General features: G+C 63.8%; 21 protein-coding genes and 1 tRNA gene. All 22 read right to left on the minus strand.

Annotated elements, in window-relative coordinates; genetic code table 11:
* Positions 1-100 precede the first annotated feature (100 nt).
* Positions 101-514, minus strand: a complete 414-nt coding sequence (gene rplP / locus B5V46_RS16205; protein WP_075784666.1) for a 50S ribosomal protein L16 — start codon at positions 512-514, stop codon at positions 101-103.
* A gap of 19 nt (positions 515-533) precedes the next feature.
* Positions 534-1,238 carry a 30S ribosomal protein S3 gene (rpsC, locus tag B5V46_RS16210; protein WP_080617555.1) on the minus strand — a complete coding sequence of 235 codons (705 nt, stop codon included), beginning with the start codon at positions 1,236-1,238 and terminating at the stop codon, positions 534-536.
* Complete coding sequence (rplV, locus tag B5V46_RS16215; protein ID WP_080617556.1) at positions 1,238-1,618, minus strand: 50S ribosomal protein L22; 381 nt, start codon at positions 1,616-1,618, stop codon at positions 1,238-1,240. Before rplV ends, rpsC begins: the two co-directional genes overlap by 1 nt.
* Positions 1,619-1,623: 5 nt before the next feature.
* Positions 1,624-1,902, minus strand: a complete 279-nt coding sequence (gene rpsS / locus B5V46_RS16220) for a 30S ribosomal protein S19 (protein ID WP_080617557.1) — start codon at positions 1,900-1,902, stop codon at positions 1,624-1,626.
* A 3-nt stretch (positions 1,903-1,905) separates the two neighbouring features.
* Complete coding sequence (gene rplB, locus B5V46_RS16225; RefSeq protein WP_080617558.1) at positions 1,906-2,745, minus strand: 50S ribosomal protein L2; 840 nt, start codon at positions 2,743-2,745, stop codon at positions 1,906-1,908.
* 125 nt (positions 2,746-2,870) lie between these two features.
* Positions 2,871-3,167, minus strand: a complete 297-nt coding sequence (locus tag B5V46_RS16230) for a 50S ribosomal protein L23 (protein WP_080617559.1) — start codon at positions 3,165-3,167, stop codon at positions 2,871-2,873.
* Positions 3,164-3,784 (minus strand): 50S ribosomal protein L4, encoded by a 621-nt coding sequence (rplD, locus tag B5V46_RS16235; RefSeq protein ID WP_080617560.1) that lies wholly within the window; start codon positions 3,782-3,784, stop codon positions 3,164-3,166. Before rplD ends, B5V46_RS16230 begins: the two co-directional genes overlap by 4 nt.
* Positions 3,781-4,506 (minus strand): 50S ribosomal protein L3, encoded by a 726-nt coding sequence (rplC, locus tag B5V46_RS16240; RefSeq protein WP_080617561.1) that lies wholly within the window; start codon positions 4,504-4,506, stop codon positions 3,781-3,783. Before rplC ends, rplD begins: the two co-directional genes overlap by 4 nt.
* Positions 4,507-4,520: 14 nt before the next feature.
* Entirely contained in the window at positions 4,521-4,829 is a 309-nt protein-coding gene (rpsJ, locus tag B5V46_RS16245; RefSeq protein WP_042456850.1) for a 30S ribosomal protein S10, read from the minus strand.
* A gap of 55 nt (positions 4,830-4,884) precedes the next feature.
* Positions 4,885-6,060 carry an elongation factor Tu gene (tuf, locus tag B5V46_RS16250; RefSeq protein ID WP_080617562.1) on the minus strand — a complete coding sequence of 392 codons (1,176 nt, stop codon included), beginning with the start codon at positions 6,058-6,060 and terminating at the stop codon, positions 4,885-4,887.
* Between the two features lie 66 nt (positions 6,061-6,126).
* Entirely contained in the window at positions 6,127-8,250 is a 2,124-nt protein-coding gene (gene fusA, locus B5V46_RS16255) for an elongation factor G (protein ID WP_080617563.1), read from the minus strand.
* Between the two features lie 27 nt (positions 8,251-8,277).
* On the minus strand, positions 8,278-8,748 hold the full coding sequence (rpsG, locus tag B5V46_RS16260; protein WP_080617564.1) for a 30S ribosomal protein S7: 471 nt from the start codon (positions 8,746-8,748) through the stop codon (positions 8,278-8,280).
* Between the two features lie 12 nt (positions 8,749-8,760).
* Positions 8,761-9,132 carry a 30S ribosomal protein S12 gene (rpsL, locus tag B5V46_RS16265; RefSeq protein WP_042456862.1) on the minus strand — a complete coding sequence of 124 codons (372 nt, stop codon included), beginning with the start codon at positions 9,130-9,132 and terminating at the stop codon, positions 8,761-8,763.
* 953 nt (positions 9,133-10,085) lie between these two features.
* Positions 10,086-14,330 (minus strand): DNA-directed RNA polymerase subunit beta', encoded by a 4,245-nt coding sequence (rpoC, locus tag B5V46_RS16270; RefSeq protein ID WP_080617565.1) that lies wholly within the window; start codon positions 14,328-14,330, stop codon positions 10,086-10,088.
* A gap of 94 nt (positions 14,331-14,424) precedes the next feature.
* Entirely contained in the window at positions 14,425-18,561 is a 4,137-nt protein-coding gene (gene rpoB, locus B5V46_RS16275; RefSeq protein ID WP_080617566.1) for a DNA-directed RNA polymerase subunit beta, read from the minus strand.
* Between the two features lie 249 nt (positions 18,562-18,810).
* Positions 18,811-19,191, minus strand: a complete 381-nt coding sequence (gene rplL, locus B5V46_RS16280; protein WP_042456871.1) for a 50S ribosomal protein L7/L12 — start codon at positions 19,189-19,191, stop codon at positions 18,811-18,813.
* 71 nt (positions 19,192-19,262) lie between these two features.
* The gene (gene rplJ / locus B5V46_RS16285) at positions 19,263-19,781 is read right to left on the minus strand and encodes a 50S ribosomal protein L10 (protein ID WP_080617567.1); all 519 of its coding nucleotides are present in this window, start codon (positions 19,779-19,781) and stop codon (positions 19,263-19,265) included.
* 265 nt (positions 19,782-20,046) lie between these two features.
* Entirely contained in the window at positions 20,047-20,745 is a 699-nt protein-coding gene (gene rplA, locus B5V46_RS16290) for a 50S ribosomal protein L1 (RefSeq protein WP_080617568.1), read from the minus strand.
* 5 nt (positions 20,746-20,750) lie between these two features.
* On the minus strand, positions 20,751-21,203 hold the full coding sequence (gene rplK, locus B5V46_RS16295) for a 50S ribosomal protein L11 (RefSeq protein WP_080617569.1): 453 nt from the start codon (positions 21,201-21,203) through the stop codon (positions 20,751-20,753).
* Positions 21,204-21,309: 106 nt separating this feature from the next.
* Complete coding sequence (nusG, locus tag B5V46_RS16300) at positions 21,310-21,846, minus strand: transcription termination/antitermination protein NusG (protein ID WP_080617570.1); 537 nt, start codon at positions 21,844-21,846, stop codon at positions 21,310-21,312.
* A 173-nt stretch (positions 21,847-22,019) separates the two neighbouring features.
* A complete protein-coding gene (gene secE / locus B5V46_RS16305) occupies positions 22,020-22,211 on the minus strand; it encodes a preprotein translocase subunit SecE (protein WP_080617571.1) in 192 nt (63 codons plus the stop codon).
* 303 nt (positions 22,212-22,514) lie between these two features.
* Positions 22,515-22,590, minus strand: a tRNA-Trp gene (locus B5V46_RS16310).
* Positions 22,591-22,855: the final 265 nt, after the last annotated feature.

A 22,855-nucleotide genomic window follows, 5' to 3' on the forward strand; every position in this document is an offset into this window, starting at 1 on the left:
CCGATCGCATCCGCCCGGCCGGGCGTCGCGTCGGGAACCATCGGAAAGAAAAGGCCCCCGCCTTGGCGCGGGGGCCGCTCGTGAGTTCAGGCGACCGGAATTACCAGTCTTCGCGTTCGACGATCCGGGTCTTGATCGGCAGCTTCATCGCCGCCAGACGCAGCGCCTCGCGGGCGATGGTCTCGTTGACACCGTCGATCTCGAACATGATCCGGCCGGGCTTGATCTTGGCGGCCCAGAAATCGACCGAGCCTTTCCCTTTACCCATCCGAACCTCGGTCGGTTTCGACGAGACGGGGGTGTCGGGGAAGATCCGGATCCAGACCCGGCCCTGACGTTTCATGTGGCGGGTCAGGGCGCGGCGGGCAGCCTCGATCTGACGCGCGGTCACTCGCTCGGGCTCGGTCGCCTTCAGGCCGAAATGGCCGAAGTTGAGCTCGAATCCGCCTTTTGCCTGGCCGTGAATCCGGCCCTTGTGCATCTTGCGGAATTTCGTGCGCTTGGGTTGCAGCATCTCTGTTCTCCTTCAGGGCTCAGCGGCGCGGACGGGACGGGCCGCTCCCGCCCTCCTGGAGCTCTGCCTGGCGACGGTCACGGGCACTGGGATCGTGCTCCATGATCTCGCCTTTGAAGATCCAGACCTTGATGCCGATGATGCCGTAGGGCGTCGTGGCTTCGGCGGTGGCATAGTCGATGTCGGCGCGCAGCGTGTGCAGCGGCACCCGGCCTTCGCGATACCATTCCGTCCGGGCGATCTCGGCGCCGCCGAGGCGGCCCGACACGTTGACCCGGATACCCAGCGCACCCATGCGCATGGCGTTCTGCACCGAGCGCTTCATCGCGCGGCGGAAGCTGACCCGGCGTTCCAGCTGCTGGGCAATCGATTCCGCCACCAGCTGGCCGTCGAGCTCGGGCTTGCGGACCTCGACGATGTTGAGATGCAGCTCGCTCTTGGTCATGTTGGCAAGCTTCTTACGCAGCGTCTCGATATCCGCGCCCTTCTTGCCGATGATCACGCCCGGACGCGCCGTGTGGATCGTCACCCGGCATTTCTTGTGCGGACGCTCGATGATGATGCGGCTCACGCCGGCCTGCTTGCACTCGGCGCGGATGAATTCGCGCATCCGGACGTCTTCCAGCAGAAGATCGCCGTAATCCTTGGTGTCGGCGTACCAGCGGCTGTCCCAGGTCCGGTTGACCTGGAGGCGCATGCCGATCGGATTGACCTTGTGACCCATTAGGCTTGCTCCTCGACCTGGCGGACCTTGATGGTGAGTTCGGAGAACGGCTTCATGATCTTGCCGAACCGGCCACGGGCGCGCGGACGACCGCGCTTCAGCGTCAGGTTCTTGCCAACATAGGCTTCGGCCACGATCAGCTCGTCGATGTCGAGACGGTGATTGAACTCGGCATTGGCGATGGCCGACTGAAGGCACTTCTTCACGTCTTCGGCGATCCGCTTCTTCGAGAAGGTCAGATCGGCCAGGGCGCGATCGACCTTCTTGCCACGGATCATGGCAGCGACCAGATTCAGTTTCTGGGGCGAAGTCCGAAGCATGCGCACCTTGGCCATGGCTTCGTTATCGGCCACGCGGCGGGGGTTCTTTGCCTTGCCCATGACGCTTACCTCTTCTTCGCTTTTTTGTCGGCCGCGTGACCGTAATAGGTCCGGGTCGGCGAGTATTCACCGAATTTCTGGCCGATCATATCTTCGCTCACCAGCACCGGGATGTGCTTGTGACCGTTATAGACGCCAAAGGTGAGCCCCACGAACTGAGGCAGGATCGTCGAACGGCGCGACCAGATCTTGATGACCTCGTTGCGGCTCGATTCGCGGGCTTTCTCGGCCTTCTTGAGGACATAAGAGTCGACGAAGGGGCCTTTCCAGACAGAACGAGACATGGCTTAGCGACCCTTCTTGCGCGCGTGACGGGACCGGAGAATGTACTTGTCGGTCGTCTTGTTGCGGCGCGTTTTGGCGCCTTTGGTCGGCTTGCCCCAGGGGGTCACCGGGTGACGGCCGCCCGAAGTCCGGCCTTCACCGCCGCCATGGGGGTGGTCGATCGGGTTCATCACGACACCGCGGACCGAGGGACGCTTGCCGAGATGGCGGTTGCGGCCGGCCTTGCCGATGTTCTGGTTCGAATTGTCGGGGTTCGACACGGCACCGACGGTGGCCATGCATTCCTGACGAACCATGCGCAGCTCGCCCGAGGACAGGCGGATCTGGGCATAGCCGCCGTCACGGCCGACGAACTGGGCATAGGTGCCCGCGGCGCGCGCGATCTGACCACCCTTGCCGGGCTTCAGCTCGACATTGTGGACGATCGTGCCGATCGGCAGGCCGGTGAAGGGCATCGCGTTGCCGGGCTTCACGTCGGCTTTCTTAGAGGCCACGACCTTGTCACCCACGGCCAGGCGCTGCGGCGCCAGGATATAGGCCAGCTCGCCATCCTCGTAGCGGATCAGGGCGATGAAGGCGGTCCGGTTCGGATCGTATTCGATCCGTTCGACGGTACCGGCCACATCCAGCTTGGTCCGTTTGAAGTCAACGATGCGGTAGAGGCGTTTCGCCCCGCCGCCCCGGCGGCGTGCCGTGATCCGCCCGGCATTGTTCCGGCCGCCCGATTTGGTCAGACCCACGGTAAGGGTTTTGACAGGGCGTCCTTTCCAAAGCTCGGAACGGTCGATCAGAACCAGCCCACGCTGGCCCGGCGTCGTCGGCTTGTACGACTTGAGTGCCATGCTTTCTGTCTTCCGTCAGCTTCGGACCTGAATGGTCCGGTTGTCGTCAGGGATCCGAGGACCCCGCCTTGGTGGAAAAAATCCGGCCCCGGTCGAAGCCGGGGCCGAAGATTCGCAGCCTTCTATCAGAGACCGGTGGTCACGTCGATAGTGTTCCCCTCCTCGAGGGTCACATAGGCCTTCTTGACGTTCTTGCGGCGACCGAGGATCCCCTTGAACCGCTTGACCTTGCCCTTGGTGATGGTGGTGTTGACGGCCTTCACCTTGACACCGAAGAGGCCTTCGACAGCCTCCTTGATCTCGGGCTTGTTCGCATCCATCGCCACTTCGAAGACCACGGCATTGGCCTCGGAGGCCATCGTCGCCTTCTCGGTGATGATCGGCTTGCGGATCACGTCGTAATGTTCGGGCTTCACGCTCATTTCAGTCGAGCCTCCAGGGCTTCGACACCCGCCTTGGTGATCACAAGGGTATCACGGCGGAGGATGTCATAGACGTTGGCACCCATCGACGGCAGCACATCGAGACCCTCGATGTTGCGCGCCGCCATGGCGAAGTTCTCGTTCACTTCGGCGCCGTCGATGATCAGCACGCGCTTCCAGCCCAGGTTCTTGACCGATTTAGCCAGTTCCGAGGTCTTGGGCGCGGCCATATCGGCCGTCTCCAGAACGATCAGTTCGCCCGCCTTCAGCTTGGCGCTGAGCGCGTGCTTGAGGCCCAGCTTGCGGAATTTCTTCGGCAGGTCATGGGCGTGGCTGCGCGGGGTCGGCCCCTTGTAGACGCCACCCTTGCGGAAGATCGGCGCATTCCGGTCACCGTGGCGTGCGCCGCCGGTGCCCTTCTGGCGATAGATCTTCTTGGTCGAGTAGCTGGTCTCGGACCGGGTCTTGACCTTGTGGGTGCCGGCCTGCGCACGGGCGCGCTGCCAGCGCACCACGCGGTGCAGGATATCGGTACGGGGCTCGAGGCCGAAGATCTCGTCGCCGAGATCGACGGTGCCGGCCTTGGCGCCGTCCAGTTTGATCACGTCGAGTTTCATTCTTCGCCTCCTTCGGCGGGCGCTTCGGCAGCGGTCGCCTCGGCCTTGGCCGATTTCAGAGCCGCAGGCAGCACGAGGTTGTCCGGGATCGCCTTCTTGACCGCGTCCTTGATCGTGACCCAGCCGCCCTTGGCACCGGGAACCGCGCCCTTGATCATGATCAGGCCACGATCGGCATCGGTCTTGACGACTTGCAGGTTCTGAGTGGTCACGCGGGCAGCGCCCATGTGGCCGGCCATCTTCTTGCCTTTGAACACGCGGCCCGGGTCCTGACACTGACCGGTCGAACCGTGCGAACGGTGGCTGATCGACACGCCGTGCGAGGCGCGCAGACCGCCGAAATTGTGCCGTTTCATCGCACCGGCAAAACCTTTACCGATCGACGTGCCCGAGACATCGACGAACTGGCCCTCGAAGTAATGATCGGCGGTGATTTCCTCACCGACGCCGATCAGGTTCTCGGGAGCCACGCGGAATTCCGCGACCTTCCGCTTCGGCGCCACGCTGGCCTTGGCGAAATGACCGCGCATCGCGGCGGAGACCCGCTTGGCCTTGGCCGAGCCCGAACCGAGCTGAACAGCCGTGTAGCCATCGGTTTCGACGGTCCGTTGGGCCACCACCTGGCAGCCGTCAAGCTGCAGGACGGTGACGGGCACCTGACGTCCGTCGTCCATGAACAGCCGGGTCATGCCCAGCTTCTTTGCAATCACACCAGAGCGCATCCTGGGTGCCCTCCTCAAACCTTGATCTCGACATCGACACCCGCAGCGAGGTCGAGCTTCATGAGCGCGTCCACGGTCTGGGGGGTCGGGTCGATGATGTCGAGAAGCCGCTTGTGCGTGCGGATTTCCCACTGGTCACGGGACTTCTTGTCAATGTGGGGGCCACGAAGAACCGTGAATTTCTCGATCTTGTTCGGCAGCGGAATGGGCCCGCGCACCTGGGCGCCGGTCCGCTTGGCGGTATTCACGATCTCCTGCGTGCTGGCATCCAGAACGCGGTAGTCGAAGGCCTTCAGCCGAATGCGGATATTCTGACTTTGCATGTTTTTTTGCCCTCAGGCTGAAGGGCGGGTCAGTGACCCGCCCGGGCCTTTTGCGTTACTTGATGATCTTGGCGACGACGCCGGCGCCGACGGTGCGGCCGCCTTCACGGATGGCGAAGCGGAGCTTCTCTTCCATCGCGATCGGGGCGATCAGCTCGACCTTGAACTTCAGGTTGTCGCCCGGCATCACCATCTCGGTGCCTTCGGGAAGCTCGACCGTCCCGGTCACGTCCGTCGTGCGGAAGTAGAACTGCGGACGGTAGTTCGCGAAGAACGGCGTGTGACGGCCACCCTCTTCCTTGGTCAGGATGTAGGCCTCGGCCTCGAACACCGTATGCGGCGTCACCGAGCCGGGCTTGCACAGAACCTGGCCACGCTCGACCTGGTCGCGGTCGATGCCGCGCAGCAGCGCGCCGATATTGTCACCGGCCTCGCCGCGGTCCAGCAGCTTGCGGAACATCTCGACACCGGTGCAGGTGGTTTTCTTGGTGTCGCGGATGCCGACGATTTCAAGCTCGTCGCCCACATTCACCACGCCACGCTCGACACGGCCGGTCACCACGGTGCCGCGGCCCGAGATCGAGAACACGTCCTCGATCGGCATCAGGAAGGGCTGGTCGACCGGACGTTCCGGGGTCGGGATGAACTCGTCGACCGCAGCCATCAGCTCGCGGATCTTGTTCTCGCCGATTTCCGGGTCGCGGCCTTCCATCGCCGCAAGCGCCGAGCCCGAGATGATCGGGATGTCGTCGCCGGGGAAGTCGTAGCTCGACAGAAGCTCGCGGATCTCCATCTCGACGAGCTCCAGAAGCTCGGCATCGTCCACCTGGTCGACCTTGTTCATGAACACGACCAGAGCCGGCACGCCGACCTGACGGGCCAGCAGGATGTGCTCGCGGGTCTGCGGCATCGGGCCGTCAGCCGCGTTCACCACCAGGATCGCGCCGTCCATCTGGGCGGCACCGGTGATCATGTTCTTCACATAGTCGGCGTGGCCGGGGCAGTCGACGTGGGCGTAGTGACGCGCCTCGGTCTCGTATTCCACATGCGCCGTCGAGATCGTGATCCCGCGCGCTTTTTCCTCGGGCGCACCGTCGATCTGGTCATAGGCCTTGAAATCGCCGAAATACTTCGTGATCGCAGCCGTCAGCGTCGTCTTGCCGTGGTCAACGTGGCCGATCGTGCCGATGTTAACGTGCGGTTTCGTCCGTTCGAACTTTGCCTTACCCATGGTCGTCTCCTCTAGTTCCTTGATGCCGGGCGTCGCCGCGCAGCGCGCGCCCGGACCGTGTCACGTTCAGGCGTATTTCGCCTGGATCTCATCGCTGATGTTCTGCGGAACCGGCTCGTAATGGTCGAACTGCATCGTGAACACCGCACGGCCCGAGGACATCGAGCGCAGCGTGTTGATGTAGCCGAACATGTTGGCCAGCGGCACCATGGCGTTGATCACGTTGGCATTGCCGCGGGTATCCTGCCCCTGCACCATGCCGCGACGGCTGGTCAGGTCGCCGATGATGCTGCCGGTATATTCCTCGGGCGTCACCACCTCGACCTTCATGATCGGCTCGAGCAGCTTGGCACCGGCCTTCTTCAGGCCTTCGCGCATACCGGCACGTGTCGCGATCTCGAAGGCCAGGACCGACGAGTCGACGTCGTGGAAGGCACCGTCGACAAGAGCCACCTTGAGGTCGATCACCGGGAAGCCGGCCAGCGGGCCCGAATCCATGACCGACTTGATGCCCTTCTCGACGCCGGGGATGTATTCCTTCGGCACTGCACCACCCACGATCCGGCTTTCGAACGAGTAGCCCTCGCCCGGTTCGGTCGGCATGATTTCCAGCTTGACGCGGGCGAACTGGCCCGTGCCGCCGGTCTGTTTCTTGTGGGTATAGTCGACCTCGGCCTTGTGGCTGATGGTCTCGCGATAGGCCACCTGCGGGGCGCCGATATTCGCCTCGACCTTGAACTCCCGCTTCATGCGGTCGACCAGGATGTCGAGGTGAAGCTCGCCCATGCCCTTCATGATGGTCTGACCGGATTCGATGTTGGTCTCGACGCGGAAAGACGGATCCTCGGCCGCAAGACGCTGCAGCGCCAGAGCCATCTTCTCCTGGTCGGCCTTCGATTTCGGTTCGACCGCGATCTCGATCACCGGATCGGGGAAGGTCATGGTTTCCAGAACCACCGGCTTGGAGGCATCGCAGAGCGTGTCGCCCGTGGTGGTTTCCTTCAGACCCGCCAGCGCGATGATGTCGCCCGCGAAGGCCTCATCGATTTCCTCGCGGTTGTTCGAGTGCATCATCATCATCCGACCGACGCGCTCTTTCTTGCCCTTGGTCGCGTTCAGGATCGATTCGCCCTTCTTCATCACGCCGGAATAGATCCGGGTGAAGGTCAGCGAGCCGACGAAGGGGTCGTTCATGATCTTGAAGGCCAGCGCCGAGAACGGCTCGTCGTCATTGGCATGACGGGCGATGTTGCGCTCTTCGGATTCGTCATCCGGCGCGAAGCCCATATAGGCGGGCACGTCCAGCGGCGAGGGAAGATAATCGATCACCGCGTTCAGGAGCGGCTGCACGCCCTTGTTCTTGAAGGACGACCCAGCGGTCACCGGAACGAAGGCCAGCGCCAGCGTGCCCTTGCGGATCAGCTTGTGCAGGGTGTCGACATCGGGCTCGTTGCCTTCGAGATAGGCCTCCATCGCCTCGTCGTCCTGCTCGACGGCAAGCTCGACAAGGTTCGACCGCCACTCATCAGCCACATCCTTCAGCTCGGCACGGATCTCCTGACGGGTCCAGGAGGCCCCGAGATCTTCGCCCTTCCAGGTCCACTCTTCCATCGAGACGAGATCGATGATGCCTTCCAGCTTGTCCTCGGCACCGATCGGCAGCGCGATCGGGCACGGGGTCGCGCCGGTGCGGTCCTTGATCATCTTCACGCAGTTGAAGAAATCGGCGCCGATCTTGTCCATCTTGTTGACGAACACGATGCGCGGAACCTTGTAGCGGTCGGCCTGACGCCAGACGGTCTCGGTCTGGGGCTCGACACCGGCATTGGCATCGAGAAGGCAGATCGCACCGTCAAGCACGGCCAGCGAACGCTCGACTTCGATGGTGAAGTCGACGTGGCCGGGAGTGTCGATGATGTTGAAGCGGTATTTGGTGTCGGAGATCCCCTCCGCAGTCGGATCTTCCTGGCGCTGCCAGAAGGTCGTGGTCGCAGCCGAGGTGATGGTGATCCCCCGCTCCTGCTCCTGCTCCATCCAGTCCATGGTCGCGGCGCCGTCATGGACTTCGCCGAGCTTGTGGGACTTGCCGGTATAAAAGAGGATACGCTCGGTCGTCGTGGTCTTGCCCGCATCGATGTGGGCCATGATCCCGAAGTTCCGGTAGCGTTGAAGAGGATAAGCGCGGGCCATTGGGAGGGTCCTAAGGCTAAAGTTTAGTTACCAGCGATAATGGCTGAACGCTTTGTTGGCGTCGGCCATCTTGTGGGTGTCTTCGCGTTTCTTCACGGCAGTGCCGCGAGACTGGACGGCGTCCATCAGTTCGCCGGCAAGCCGCTCTTCCATGGTGTTCTCGTTGCGCTTGCGGCTGGCATCGATCAGCCAGCGGATCGCAAGGGCCTCGCGGCGCTCGGGGCGCACTTCGACCGGCACCTGATAGGTGGCACCGCCGACACGACGCGAGCGCACCTCGACGGCGGGCTTCACGTTGTCGAGCGCCTCGTGGAAGACCTCGACCGGGGCCCGCTTGAGACGGCCCTCGACGCGGTCGAGCGCATTGTAGACGATGCTCTCGGCGACAGATTTCTTGCCGTCGATCATCAGGTTGTTCATGAACTTCGTCAGCACACGATCGCCAAACTTGGCATCGGGCAGAATCTCGCGCTTCTCGGCAGCGTGACGTCGGGACATCTACGTCTCTCCTTACTTCGGACGCTTCGCGCCGTATTTCGAGCGGCGCTGCTTACGGTCTTTGACGCCCTGGGTGTCCAGCACACCGCGGAGGATGTGATAGCGGACACCGGGAAGGTCTTTCACCCGGCCACCGCGGATAAGGACAACCGAGTGTTCCTGCAGGTTGTGGCTTTCACCGGGGATATAGCTGATCACCTCGAAACCGTTGGTCAGGCGCACCTTGGCGACTTTCCGCATGGCCGAGTTCGGCTTCTTGGGCGTAGTGGTGTAAACGCGCGTACAGACGCCACGCTTCTGCGGGCAGGCCTGCAGGTGCTGCGACTTCTGGCGTTTCACTTTCGGCTGCCGCGGCTTGCGGATCAGCTGTTGGATCGTCGGCATTCCGGTTCCCCGTATTGCAACCCGTTCAAATCTCGTCTTCGGTGCGCCCGTCACTCGTCTACGGCAACGCGAAAACCGCATTCGTTCCCCTGTTCGCGGGAACGACGCGGTGGAGCTCCAGAGGATCGGGGCAGGGCGCCCGGATCATGACCACATCAGTTTCGGTATCAGACACGGCAGCTTGGTTCGCCAGCCCGAAGTGGGCGCGGTATATGTCGAGTCGACGGGGGTGTCAACACCGCAGCCGCCTGACCCCCCGGATCACCCCGCCCTGCCCCGTCAGCGGCCCCGCGATCCTCGCCCGAACGACGCCCCTCCGGACATCACACCAGAGCGCCGCAGCGCCCGTCGTACAAGACCGGCATCCCCGCGCGGGTCATGCCGCGCCCGGGTGCCCTGCCAGGGCCTCGGCAAGGGGCGCAACGTCCGTCCCGCAGGGATGGTCGGGGGCCGGCCGCCGCAGATCCCGGTTACCGACATCCCGCAGGATACCGCCGCCAAATGCAATCCGCACGCATGGACCGAGGCGGGCTGCCGCCCCTCGCCCGGACCAGAGACCGGGCCTGCGGATCGCCGCTCCGGCCGCGTCGCAGAAAGCCGGCGCCCCGAATGAGGCAGGTCGCTACGGCGCCAGGCGCATCGCGGCCCGGCCACCGCGCGCCAGGGCCGCCAACGGGCAAGGTGGGCCTTGCTACGATCTTGCCGCGCGGAGAAGGCCGAGCAGATGGCGTCCGGAGGCCCAACCGGGCCGCGCGACGACATCCGGTCCACAGGATCCGTGGCCCAAGGCAGGCAGGATGCGGCGGAGGTCCCTGCCCCCCCGCAAGGCCGCAAGGCGGCTTGCGCTACCGCGCGGCCCGCCCGAGGCGTAGCTTGGCCGGGCACGGCCCCAACGAAAAGCCCCCGCCCATGACGGGCGGGGGCGATCTTGCGACCTGGGGTCTTCGTCGAGCTTATTCGCGGCTCTCGGGCGTTTCCACCAGCCCCAGATCGTCGTCATCGGACGAACTGAAAGTGTCCATCGGGGCCGCCAGAGCCGCGGCCGAAATGGCCTCGGCCTGACGGGCATCGATGACCTTCTGGTCGCGCTCGGCCGCGATGCGGCGCACGCGCTGGCTGGCCCCGCCGGTGCCCGCCGGGATCAGCCGGCCGACAATGACGTTTTCCTTCAGCCCGACCAGCTTGTCGCGTTTGCCCTGGACCGAGGCTTCGGTCAGCACCCGCGTCGTCTCCTGGAAGGAGGCCGCCGAGATGAAGGACCGGGTCTGCAGCGAGGCCTTGGTGATCCCCAGAAGGATCGGCTGGCCCTCGGCGGGGCGTCCGCCGCGCGCCAGCACCTTGTCGTTGGCGTCGTCGAACTCGGCCTTGTCGACATGCTCGCCCTTCAGAAGCGTGGTGTCTCCCGAATCCGAGATCTCCCATTTCTGCAGCATCTGGCGGACGATCACCTCGATATGCTTGTCGTTGATCTTCACGCCCTGCAGCCGGTAGACGTCCTGCACCTCGTCGATCATGTAGTTCGCCAGCGCCTCGACACCCATGATCGCAAGGATGTCATGCGGCGCCGGGTTGCCGTCCATGATGTAGTCGCCCTTCTGCACGAAGTCGCCTTCCTGCACCGGGATGTGCTTGCCCTTGGGCACCATGTATTCGACGGGCTGGATGGTCTCGTCCGCCGGCTCGATGGTGATCCGCCGCTTGTTCTTGTAGTCGCGGCCGAAGCGCACATAGCCGTCGATCTCGGCGATGATCGCGTGATCCTTCGGACGACGGGCCTCGAACAGTTCCGCCACCCGCGGCAGACCGCCGGTGATGTCCTTGGTCTTGGCCCCTTCGCGCGGGATACGCGCCACCACGTCACCGGCCCGGATTTCCTGCTGATCCTCGACCGAGAGGATCGCATCCACCGACATCGGATAAGTGACCGGGTTGCCCGCTTCGTTGCGGACCGGCTCGCCGGTTTCGGGATCGACGATGATGATCTCGGGCTTCAGTTCGTTGCCCTTGGGCGCGGTGCGCCAGTCGGACACGATCTTCTGGGTCATGCCGGTGGCATCGTCGGTATCCTCGCGGACCGAAATCCCGGTCACGAGGTCCACGAGCCTGGCGCGCCCCGCCTTCTCGGCGATGATCGGCAGGGTATAAGGGTCCCATTCGAACAGCTTGTCGCCCCGTGCCACCCGGGCATCCTCGGCCACGAAGACCTTGGTGCCGTAGCCCAGCTTGAAGCTCGCCCGCTCGACATCGTTATCGTCGATGATGGCCAGCTGCATGTTCCGGCCCATGACGATCTGCTCGCCCGCCGCATTGGTCAGCAGGTTGGGGTTGCGGAACTCGACCCGGCCCTCCTGGCTGGCCTCCTGGAAGGACTGCTGGCCACCCTGGGCGATACCGCCGATGTGGAAGGTCCGCATCGTCAGCTGGGTGCCGGGCTCGCCGATCGACTGCGCGGCGATGATACCGACAGCCTCGCCGATGTTCACCTTGGTGCCGCGCGCCAGATCACGGCCGTAGCAGGCCGCGCAGACGCCCTCTTCGGCCTCGCAGGTCAGCGGCGACCGGATCCGGACGGTGGCGACACCGGCCTTCTCGATCGCATCCGCCTTGCGTTCGTCGATCAGCTCGTTGCGGGTGACCAGCACCTCGTCGGTACCGGGCTTCAGCACGTCATCGGCCGCGACCCGGCCGAGCAGACGCTCGGCAAGCGTTGCCACGACCTCGCCGTCATTGATCGCCGCCTCGCAGGTGATGGCGTTCTCGGTGCCGCAATCGTGGCTGCGCACGATGCAGTCCTGGGCGACGTCGACCAGACGCCGGGTCAGGTACCCCGAGTTCGCCGTCTTCAGCGCGGTATCGGCCAGACCCTTCCGGGCGCCGTGGGTCGAGTTGAAGTACTCGAGCACGGTCAGGCCTTCCTTGAAGTTCGAGATGATCGGGGTCTCGATGATCTCGCCCGAAGGCTTGGCCATCAGGCCGCGCATGCCGCCCAGCTGCTTCATCTGCGCCGGCGAGCCCCGGGCGCCCGAATGGGCCATCATGTAAACCGAGTTCGGTTCCTTCTCGGCACCGGCATCGTCGACGCGGACCGCCGAGATCTCGGCCATCATCGCCGAGGCGACCTCGTCGGAGCATTTCGACCAGGCATCGACAACCTTGTTGTACTTCTCGCCCTGAGTGATCAGGCCGTCCATGTACTGCTGTTCGAATTCCTTGACCTGCTCGCGCACGCCCTCGACGATTTCCCACTTCGTATTCGGGATGACCATGTCATCCTTGCCGAAGGAGATCCCGGCCTTGAACGCCTCGCGGAACCCGAGCCCCATGATCTGGTCACAGAAGATGACCGACTCCTTCTGGCCGCAATAGCGGTAGACGGTGTCGATGACCTGCTGCACCTCTTTCTTCCGCAGGAGCCGGTTGACCAGCTCGAACGGCGCCTTGGCGTTCATCGGCAGCAGCGCCCCCAGCCGGATCCGGCCGGGTGTGGTTTCGTAGCGCTTGTAGACCTCGTTGCCGTGCTCGTCGATCTGCTTGATCCGCGCCGTGACGCCGGCATGCAGATGCACCTCGCCGGAATCGAGCGCGTGCTGCACCTCGTCGACATCGGCAAAGGCCATGCCCTCGCCCTTCATGCCCTTGCGCTCCATCGTGATGTAATAGAGCCCGAGGATCATGTCCTGCGACGGAACGATAATCGGCGCGCCGTTGGCGGGCGACAGCACGTTGTTGGTCGACATCATCAGGACCCGCGCTTCCAGCTGGGCCTCGAGGCTCAGCGGAACGTGCACGGCCATCTGGTCGCCGTCGAAGTCGGCGTTGAAGGCCGAGCAGACCAGCGGGTGCAGCTGGATCGCCTTGCCTTCGATCAGCGTCGGCTCGAAGGCCTGGATGCCCAGACGGTGAAGCGTCGGCGCCCGGTTCAGCATCACCGGGTGTTCGCGGATCACCTCGTCGAGAATGTCCCAGACCTCGGGACGTTCCTTCTCGACCAGCTTCTTGGCCTGCTTGACGGTCGAGGACAGCCCCTTGGCCTCGAGCCGCGAATAGATGAACGGCTTGAACAGCTCGAGCGCCATCTTCTTCGGCAGCCCGCACTGGTGCAGCTTCAGCTCGGGGCCGGTCACGATCACCGAACGGCCCGAGAAGTCGACCCGTTTGCCCAGAAGGTTCTGGCGGAACCGGCCCTGCTTGCCCTTGAGCATGTCGCTCAGCGATTTCAGCGGACGCTTGTTGGCGCCGGTGATGACCCGGCCGCGGCGGCCGTTATCGAACAGCGCATCGACCGATTCCTGCAGCATCCGCTTTTCGTTGCGGACGATGATGTCGGGCGCGCGCAGCTCGATCAGCCGTTTCAGACGGTTGTTCCGGTTGATCACCCGGCGGTAGAGGTCATTGAGATCCGACGTGGCGAAGCGGCCACCATCGAGCGGCACCAGAGGACGCAATTCCGGCGGGATGACCGGGATCACGGTCAGCACCATCCATTCCGGGCGGTTGCCGGATTCGATGAAGCTCTCAACGACCTTCAGCCGCTTGATGATCTTTTTCGGCTTCAGTTCGCCGGTGGCTTCCTTCAGTTCCTCGCGCAGCCGCTCTGCCTCGGCCTCGAGATCGATCTGCGACAGCATCTCGCGGATCGCCTCGGCGCCGATCCCGGCGGTGAAGGCATCGGCGCCGAACTGGTCCTGCGCGTCGAGATACTCTTCCTCGGTCATCATCTGGCCGTAGCTCAGATCGGTCAGACCGGGTTCGATCACCACGTAGTTCTCGAAATAGAGCACGCGTTCGAGATCGCGAAGCGTCATGTCCAGCATCAGGCCGATGCGCGAGGGCAGCGACTTGAGGAACCAGATATGCGCGACCGGCGCAGCCAGCTCGATATGGCCCATCCGCTCGCGGCGGACCTTCTGCAGCGTCACCTCGACACCGCATTTCTCGCAGACGACGCCGCGATATTTCATGCGCTTGTACTTGCCGCAAAGGCACTCGTAGTCCTTGATCGGTCCGAAGATCCGCGCACAGAAGAGACCGTCACGCTCGGGCTTGAACGTCCGGTAGTTGATGGTCTCGGGTTTCTTGATCTCGCCATAGGACCACGAAAGGATCCGTTCGGGCGAGGCCAGCGAGACCTTGATCTCGTCGAACTGCTTGGGCGAGGCCAGCGGGTTGAACGGGTTGGTGGTCAGTTCCTGGTTCATCTTGAAGTCCTTCAAATCAGCGCAAAGGGAGGGACAAGGGCGCGATTCTTCGCGGAAAAATCGTCACGAATTTTCCGCGAAAATTCATGCGCCCCTACTCGTCGTCCTCCGCGTCCAGGAGTTCCATGTTCAGCCCAAGGCCGCGGACTTCCTTCACCAGAACGTTGAAGGATTCCGGCACGCCGGCCTCGAAATTGTCTTCGCCCTTGACGATGGACTCATAGACCTTGGTCCGGCCCGCCACATCGTCCGACTTCACCGTCAGCATTTCCTGCAGGGTATAGGCGGCGCCATAGGCTTCCAGAGCCCAGACCTCCATCTCCCCGAAACGCTGGCCGCCGAACTGTGCCTTGCCGCCCAGGGGCTGCTGGGTGACGAGGCTGTAGGGCCCGGTCGACCGCGCGTGGATCTTCTCGTCGACAAGGTGGTGCAGCTTCAGCAGGTACTTCATGCCGACGGTGACCTTCCGGGCGAAACGTTCGCCCGTCTGGCCGTCGAACAGCACCGACTGCCCCGAGGTGTCGAAGCCCGCACGGATCAGCGCATCATTGATGTCCTGCTCCTTGGCGCCGTCGAAGACCGGAGTCGCGATCGGCACGCCGCGGGTCACCGAGGACGCGGATTCGACCAGATGCGCCTCGTCCATGTCGCGGATCACCTCGTCATAGACCTCGTCGCCATAGGCGTGATGCATCGCATCCCGCACCGGCGTCAGATCGCCCGAGCGCTTGTACTCGTGAAGCGCCTCCTGGATCTGCTGCCCCAGGCCGCGCGCGGCCCAGCCCATATGGGTCTCGAGGATCTGGCCGACGTTCATACGCGACGGCACGCCGAGCGGGTTCATCACCAGATCGACCGGGGTCCCGTCCTCGAGGAACGGCATGTCCTCCATCGGCACCACGCGCGAGACGACGCCCTTGTTGCCGTGACGGCCGGCCATCTTGTCGCCGGGCTGAAGCTTGCGCTTCACCGCGATGAAGACCTTGACCATCTTCATCACGCCGGGAGGCATGTCGTCGCCGCGGCGCACCTTCTCGACCTTGTCCTCGAAGCGGTGCTCAAGCGCACGTTTCTGCGCCTCGAACTGCGAGTTCAGGGCCTCGACCTGTCCGGCATCCTCTTCGCCTTCCAGGGCAAGCTGCCACCACTGGCCGCGCGACAGCGTTTCCAGCAGTTCCTCGGTGATCTCCGAGTTCGGCTTGACCCCGCGCGGCCCCTTCACGGCGACCTTGCCAAGGATCATCGACTTCAGACGCGCATAGATGTTGCGTTCCAGGATGCCCATCTCGTCGTCCCGGTCACGGGCAAGACGTTCGACTTCCTCGCGCTCGATCTGCAGGGCACGTTCGTCCTTTTCGACGCCGTGCCGGTTGAAGACCCGCACCTCGACGACGGTGCCGTAATCCCCCGGCGGCAGGCGCAGCGAGGTATCCCGCACATCAGACGCCTTTTCGCCGAAGATCGCCCGAAGAAGCTTTTCTTCCGGAGTCATCGGGCTTTCGCCCTTGGGCGTGATCTTGCCCACGAGAATATCGCCCGGGCCGACTTCGGCGCCGATATAGACGATGCCTGCCTCGTCGAGGTTGCGCAGGGCTTCCTCGCCGACATTGGGGATGTCGCGGGTGATCTCTTCCGGACCCAGCTTGGTATCGCGGGCGGCGACCTCGAATTCCTCGATATGGATCGAGGTGAAGACGTCATCGCGGGCGACCCGTTCCGAGATCAGGATCGAGTCCTCGTAGTTGTAGCCGTTCCAGGGCATGAACGCGACGGCCACGTTCTTGCCGAGGGCCAGCTCGCCCATGTCGGTCGACGGGCCGTCGGCGATCACCTCGCCCTTCAGCACCGTGTCGCCCACCTTCACCAGAGGCTTCTGGTTGATGCAGGTGTTCTGGTTCGACCGCTGGAACTTGCGCAGACGGTAGATGTCGACGCCCGGATCGCCCGGCTCCAGATCTTCCGTCGCCCGGATCACGATCCGCTGCGCATCGACCTGGTCGATGATCCCGCCGCGGCGGGCCTGGATCGCGGCGCCCGAGTCGATGGCGACCTTGCTTTCCATGCCGGTGCCCACGAAGGGCGCATCGGCCTGCAGCAGAGGCACGGCCTGACGCTGCATGTTCGCGCCCATCAGCGCGCGGTTGGCGTCGTCGTTTTCGAGGAACGGGATCAGCGAGGCCCCGACCGAGACCAGCTGCTTCGGAGACACGTCGATCAGGTCGACAGTGTCGACCGGGTTCAGCGTATATTCACCGGCCTGCCGGGTGTTGACCATCTCGTTGAGAAACTTGCCGTCCTCGTCGAGCGTGGCGTTGGCCTGAGCCACGACGTGCCGCATCTCTTCGGTCGCGGACATGTAGTGGACCTCGTCGGTCACCTGGCCCTCATTGACCACCCGGTAAGGGGTCTCGATGAAGCCGTACTTGTTCACCCGCGCGAAGGTGGCCAGCGAGTTGATCAGACCGATGTTCGGCCCCTCGGGCGTCTCGATCGGGCACATCCGGCCATAGTGGGTGGGGTGAACGTCGCGCACCTCGAAGCCCGCGCGCTCACGGGTCAGACCGCCCGGCCCGAGGGCCGAGAGGCGCCGCTTGTGGGTGACTTCCGACAGCGGGTTGTTCTGGTCCATGAACTGCGACAGCTGCGAGGACCCGAAGAACTCGCGCACCGCGGCAGCCGCGGGCTTGGCGTTGATTAGATCCTGCGGCATCACCGTGTCGATCTCGACCGAGGACATCCGCTCCTTGATGGCGCGTTCCATCCGCAGCAGGCCGACGCGGTACTGGTTTTCCATCAGCTCGCCGACGGACCGGACCCGGCGGTTGCCGAGGTGGTCGATATCGTCGACTTCGCCCTTGCCGTCGCGCAATTCGACCAGGGCCTTGATGCACGAGATGATGTCGTCATGGCGCAGCGTGCGCTGGGTGTCGGGCGCATCGAGGTTCAGGCGCATGTTCATCTTGACCCGGCCGACGGCCGACAGGTCGTAGCGTTCGGAATCGAAGAACAGCGAGTTGAACAGGTTGGTCGCGGCCTCGACGGTCGGCGGCTCGCCCGGGCGCATGACGCGGTAGATGTCCATGAGCGCGGTGTCGCGGCCCATGTTCTTGTCCATCGCCATGGTGTTGCGCATGTACGGGCCGACGGTGACATTGTCGATGTCCAGCACCGGGATGTCGGTGATGCCCGCATCCAGCAGCTCTTTCAGAGTGCCGCCGGTGACATCGCCATCCTTGTCGACGACCCAGGTCAGCTCGTCGCCGGCCTCGACATAGATCGCGCCGGTCTCTTCGTTGATGATGTCCTTGGCGACATAACGGCCGACGATATGGTCGAACGGCACCATCAGCTCGGTGACCCGGCCTTCCTCAATCAGCTTCTTGACCTGACGCGGCGTGACCTTGTCACCGGCCTTGCAGATCACCTCGCCGGTATCGGCATCGACCAGATCATAGGTCGGACGGGTGCCGCGCACGCGTTCGGGGAAGAACTTGGTGACCCAGCCGCGGTTGCGTTCCAGCCGGAACGAGACGGTATCGTAATAGGCATCCATGATGCCTTCCTGATCGAGCCCCAGCGCATAGAGCAGGGTCGTCACCGGCAGCTTCCGGCGGCGGTCGATCCGCGCGAAGACGATGTCCTTGGCGTCGAATTCGAAATCGAGCCAGGAGCCGCGATAGGGAATGATCCGGCAGGCAAAGAGCAGCTTGCCCGAGGAATGGGTCTTGCCCTTGTCATGGTCGAAGAAGACGCCCGGGGACCGGTGCATCTGGGACACGATCACCCGTTCGGTCCCGTTCACGATGAAGGTCCCGTTCTGGGTCATGAGCGGCATGTCGCCCATGAACACGTCCTGTTCCTTGATGTCCTTCACCGACTTGGCGCCGGTATCCTCGTCGACATCAAACACGATCAGACGCAGCGTCACCTTGAGCGGCGCCGAGTAGGTCATGTCGCGCTGCTGGCATTCCTCGACATCGTATTTCGGCTTCTCGAGCTCGTAACGAACGAATTCGAGCACGGCCGTCTCGTTGAAGTCCTTGATCGGGAAGACCGACTGGAACACCCCCTGGATGCCCTCGCCATCGGCGGGTGCCGCCCCGTCGCCGGAGTTCAGGAACAGATCATAGGAGGATTTCTGGACCTCGATGAGGTTCGGCATCTCCAGAACTTCCTGGATCTTGCCGTAGTATTTGCGGAGTCGTTTCTGGCCAACGTAGCTCTGAGCCATGTGTGGTCTCACCTTTCGTCTGTCGCGGGCGCATCCGCCGTCGGGCCCCGGTGGCGCGCCGCTCGCGATGAAGGGGGGTAAGGTTCAATTCCTGCGGACCGTCCCACCGACCGCTCCCGAACCTAGAACCGCACCTTGGAAAGAGCTTACGGATCAAGCCCTTTCCAAGACAGGTTCGGCTGGGCCCGGACGAACCGCCGGACCCAGCCAACATTCCTCAGGTCACGGGCACGCGGCCCGCGGTCCCGATCACTTCAGCTCGACTTCGGCGCCAGCCGCTTCGAGTTTGCCTTTGATGTCCTCGGCTTCGGCCTTGTCGACGCCTTCCTTGACGGCTTTGCCGCCGGCTTCGACCAGGTCCTTAGCTTCTTTCAGGCCAAGGCCGGTGATCGCGCGGACTTCCTTGATGACGTTGATCTTGTTCGCGCCAGCCGATTTCAGGATGACGTCGAATTCGGTCTGCTCTTCGGCAGCTGCGGCTTCGCCACCGGCAGCCGGGCCTGCCATCATCACGGCGCCGCCGGCGGCGGGCTCGATGCCGTATTCGTCTTTCAGGATGGTTTTCAGTTCCTGGGCCTCGAGAAGCGTGAGGTTCACGATCTCTTCGGCGAGTTTTTTCAGATCAGCCATTTTCTGTTCCGTTCTTTCACATTGTCTGTTCCAACGCGAGGCATCTGCCTTCACGCGGGATCACAAGTTGCTCAAGCGGCTTCCGCACGCTCCTCGATGGTCGAGAGGATGCTCGCGATATTGGAAGCGGGCGCGCCAATCGCACCGGCGATGTTCGCGGCGGGTGCACCGATGCAGCCGACGATCGAAGCGATAAGCTCCTCGCGCGACGGCATTTCGGACACTGCCTTGACACCGGCCCGGTCCAGGGCCGTCTCACCCATGGCGCCGCCGAGGATCTCGAATTTCGAGTTGTCCTTGGCAAAGCCTTCCGCGACCTTGGCAGCAGCCACCGGGTCCTCGGAATAGGTCAGAACGGTCATGCCCGTCAGAAGAGTGGCCAAGCTTGCGCAGGGCTTTCCTTCCAGGGCGATCTTGGCGAGCCTGTTCTTGGCGACGCGGACGGACCCACCCGCTTCACGCATGCGTGCGCGCAGGTCCTGCATCTCGGCAACCGTGAGACCCGCGTAGTGGGCAACCACCACGACGCCAGAGCTTTCGAAGATCTGGCCGAGTTCCTCGACCACTTTCTCTTTCTGGGCTCTATCCACAGTTTCACTCCAATTTGGGGGTTTCCCCCCGGCTCTAGGTTTGCCGGCCTGCTTGCCGGCTTTCGGGTCCGTATGGGTCCCGAGGCCAGGATCGCCCGAGGGTTTCCCCACGGAATTCTGTCTCGTTTCCCCATCTCGGGAAGGATATTAAGCGGGGATGACCCCCACACCCTCCGTCTCGGACAGGACGGGGCGTTTCCGCCCCGCCATTCCCGGGCACGAGTCCCGGAAACTCTCTCTAGGATAGGGGTTCACCTGCCCCAGATCAATTGCCAGTTGCCGAGGTCACGTCGACCGACACGCCCGGGCCCATGGTCGAGCTGAGGCTCACCTTCTTCATGTAGGTGCCCTTGGCGCCGGCCGGCTTGGCCTTGACCACGGCATCGACGAAGGCGCGCACGTTCTCGGCCAGCTTGGCGGCATCGAACGACGCCTTGCCGACGCCGGCATGAATCACGCCCGCCTTCTCGACCCGGAACTGGACCTCACCGCCCTTGGCGGCCTGAACCGCAGAGGCGACATCCATGGTGACGGTGCCGACCTTGGGGTTCGGCATCAGGTTGCGGGGACCCAAGATCTTGCCCAGACGACCGACGATCGGCATCATGTCCGGGGTCGCGATGCAGCGATCGAACTCGATCGCGCCGCCCTGAATGGTCTCCATCAGATCCTCGGCCCCGACGATATCGGCGCCAGCGGCCTTGGCCTCATCGGCCTTGGCGCCGCGGGCGAAGACCGCCACACGCACGGTCTTGCCGGTGCCGTTCGGCAGGGTGACGACGCCACGGACCATCTGGTCGGCATGGCGCGGATCGACGCCGAGATTCAGCGCGATTTCCAGCGTCTCGTCAAACTTGGCCGAGGCGTTTTCCTTGACGAGGCTCACCGCCTCCTCGACCGACAGGTTTTCCTTGCCGGCAAAGGCTTCCCGCGCGGCGCGGACACGTTTCCCATGTTTCGCCATTGCGCTTACCCCTTAACCTCGATGCCCATCGAGCGGGCCGACCCCAGGATGATCTGCATCGCGCCCTCGACATCGCTGGCGTTCAGATCCTTCATCTTCGCTTCGGCGATCTCGCGCACCTGGGCGACGGTCACGGTGCCGGCAGTCTCGCGACCGGGCTTTTCCGAGCCTTTCGGACGGTTCCGCTTGCCGACCGGCTTCAGGCCCGCCGCCTTCTTGAGGTAGTAAGACGCCGGGGGCGTCTTGATGTCCATCGAGAAGGACTTGTCCTGGTAGTAGGTGATGACCGTCGGGCACGGCGCACCGGGCTCCATGTCCTGGGTCTTGGCGTTGAACGCCTTGCAGAATTCCATGATGTTGATGCCGCGCTGACCGAGCGCGGGACCGACTGGCGGCGACGGGTTCGCCTGACCCGCCTTCACCTGAAGCTTGAGCTTCCCGATTACCTTCTTGGCCATCTGGCCATCTCCTTCAATTCACCGCGCCGGACCCCTCGCGAGGGCGGCGCTTCGGTTTAGTGGTGCGGTCCGCGGGCGCGCCCGCTCGCCTCCCACAGGATCCGCGTCAGAGCTGCCCCTTGGACACCTGAGCGAATTCCAACTCGACCGGGGTCGCCCGGCCGAAGATCGACACCGTCACCTTGAGGCGCTGGTTGTCGTCATCCACTTCCTCGACCATGCCCGAGAAGCCCTCGAAGGGACCGTCGGTCACGGTCACGTTCTCGCCGATCTCGAAGGTGATCAGCGAACGCGGTTGCGCCTCGCCTTCCTCGGCCCGGTTGAGAACCTGGTTCACTTCCTCGTCGCGCATCGGCATCGGCTTGCCCTGCGGCCCGAGGAACCCGGTCACCCGGTTGATCTGCGTGACGAGGTGGTAGCCGCGATCCGTCATCTCCATGCGCACCAGCACATAGCCGGGCATGAAGCGCCGCTCGGTCGTCACCTTCTTGCCGCGCCGGATCTCGATGACCTCTTCGGTCGGCACCAGGACTTCGTCGATCTCTTCCTCGAGACCGGCATCCGCCACGGCTTGCTTGATCTGTTCGGCAACCTTCTTCTCGAAGTTCGAGAGAACGCTAACCGAATACCACCGCTTCGCCATGTTGACCGTTACCTCGTGTCCGTCGGCCGTTCGGGCCGCGATAATTCTGCGTTGTCCGGAACAAAAAACAGCGCGCAACCCGAATCGATGCACGCCGGCGCCCGGAAAAGTGCGTAGGCCTTACCGCCCCAGCCGTCCGGTTTCAAGCCCGGCGCGCAGCGACGGCCCCGACCTCAACCGAAAAACGCGAGCAGCGCCTGCAAACCGATCCTGATCAACCAGTCGACAAGAAAGAAGAACACGGCCATCACCGTGGCCATCGCGAAAACCATGATCGTGGTCAGGAACACCTCGCGCCGGGTCGGCCAGACCACCTTCGAGATTTCCGAGCGGGTCTGCTGAATGAACTGAAGAGGGTTCGCCATGGGCCTGCGGGGTCCGTTCTGCCTGTTAACCGGGCCGAGATACGCGCTTGGGCATCGGTTTGCAAGGGCGCCACAGGGCCGTTCGCCCCACCGCCGCGCCCGGCGCTTCCGGCACGCTCACCAGGCGGCCGCATCCCCGCCCTGACCTCAAGTCGCGCGAACTACTCCGGAACGGCGCACATCCGTCCAGGGCAGCCCCGGAGGCGCAGGGCGCAGCGATGCAGGCGGGCGACCACCGGAAGGTGACACTTGCCCAGCTGGCCCGACGGGAACACCCGCTGGACGAATTGTCGGGAAGCGGCCTGGCAGGGGCGGAGGGGCTCGAACCCCCGACCCTCGGTTTTGGAGACCGATGCTCTACCAACTGAGCTACACCCCTAGGCCGTGCGCCCGATTAAAATATGCGGCAGCGGGAATCAAGAGCGGTTTTTGCACCGGCCGCGGGTTTCGCGAAAGCGCCGCAGCCAATCGCCCGGCAGAAACGCGACCGGGCCACAGCGAGGCTCCCGCCCCAGGACCGTCCGGGAAAGGCGCGGGCGACGATGTCAGGGCCGCTGCTGGCGCGATCCGGAGCCGCTTGACGAACGACCAATTCCCCACCCCCCCGCGCCCCGAGCCGGGACCAGATGCACCCCTTCGCCCGG

This window comes from Rhodovulum sp. MB263, from assembly GCF_002073975.1.
Classification (GTDB): domain Bacteria; phylum Pseudomonadota; class Alphaproteobacteria; order Rhodobacterales; family Rhodobacteraceae; genus Rhodovulum.